We start from the raw sequence: 1,405 nt of genomic DNA, 5'->3' as shown, positions 1-1,405 counted from the left end.
CTCCTGGGGTGCGACACGCGACAATCTGATGCTCGGCGGCGCGGCCAACGGCATCGACGGCGCTCATATCCTGACACCGCTGCCTTACCTCATGCACACCGGCAAGGTGACGCAGAACAACCAGCCGATGCCGATGGCGATCGTGGCTCGGCTCAACTACGACTGCCAGGGCATTTCGGTCGCCCAGGAATATGCCGGCACCGGTGTCGGCCTCGACGCCTCGAAGCTGAAAGACGCCTTCGCTGCCAAGAAGGCGACCGGCAAGGAAATCAAGGCCGCCATGACCTTCCCGGGCGGTACGCATGATCTGTGGCTGCGCTATTGGCTGGCCGCCGGCGGCATCGATCCCGACAAGGACGTCTCGACCATTGTCGTGCCGCCGCCGCAGATGGTGGCCAACATGAAGGTCGGCAATATGGACGTGTTCTGCGTCGGCGAGCCGTGGAACGAGCAACTCGTCCATCAGGGCGTCGGCTTCACCGCCGCCACGACAGGCGAATTGTGGAAGGGCCATCCCGAAAAGGCGCTCGGCCTGCGCGCCGAATTCATCGAGAAATATCCGAACGCCACCAAGGCGATCCTGATGGCCGTCATGGAAGCGCAGCAATGGTGCGAGGCCACCGAGAACAAGGACGAGATGGCCGCTATCATCGGCAAGCGGCAATGGATGAACGTGCCCGTCGCCGACATCATCGGCCGCCTCAAGGGCGACATCAACTATGGCAATGGCCGCGTCGCCAACGGCACCGATCTCTCCATGAAGTTCTGGAAGGGCGGCGTCTCCTATCCGTTCAAGAGCCATGATGCGTGGTTCCTTGCCGAGAACATCCGCTGGGGCAAGTTCGCGCCGACCACCGACATCAACGCGCTGGTCGACCAGGTCAACCGCGAGGATCTGTGGCGCGAGGCGGCCAAGGATCTCGGCGTCGCGGCAGCCGACGTTCCGGCGTCGTCGTCGCGGGGCGTCGAGACCTTCTTCGACGGCAAGATTTTCGATCCGGCCAACCCGTCCGCCTATCTCGACAGCCTGAAGATCAAGGCATCAGCGTAGCCTGATCGCAAGCGGTGCATGCGCCGCTTGCGATCACTACCTGCCCCAAGGAGTTTTCCCCAGACATGTCGATCCAGACTATCGAGGACACCAAGGTGAAGGCCTTTCCCGCCAAGCCGGCGGAGGTCATCGCCTTCACTGCCAAGGCACGGCGCCGCTTCGAGCCGCTCGCCATCGCCGGCAAACTGGCGAGCGCGCTGGTGCCGCCCATCATCGTCATCGCGCTGATGCTGGTCGTCTGGCAGATCGCCTGTTCGTCGCCGACATCGAGCCTGCCGCCGCCGACCCAGGTGTGGAAAGAGGCCTACGACCTGATAGCGCATCCGTTCTTCGACAATGGCCCGCAGGATATAG

1 protein-coding gene and 1 pseudogene are annotated in these 1,405 nt (G+C 63.2%); both read left to right on the top strand.

The features are described from left to right. A partial coding sequence (locus tag EN914_RS35455) for a CmpA/NrtA family ABC transporter substrate-binding protein (protein WP_127389690.1) occupies positions 1–1,051 on the top strand: 1,051 nt, incomplete at its 5' end. A gap of 65 nt (positions 1,052–1,116) precedes the next feature. Continuing rightward, positions 1,117–1,405: pseudogene (locus tag EN914_RS35450) on the top strand (nitrate ABC transporter, permease protein); the annotation flags it as partial.

It is taken from the genome of Mesorhizobium sp. M7A.F.Ca.CA.001.08.2.1 (genome assembly GCF_003998455.1).
Lineage (GTDB): Bacteria > Pseudomonadota > Alphaproteobacteria > Rhizobiales > Rhizobiaceae > Mesorhizobium > Mesorhizobium ciceri.
Note: the sequence above shows the minus strand (reverse complement) of the source record. Positions and strands in the feature narration are given on the sequence as shown.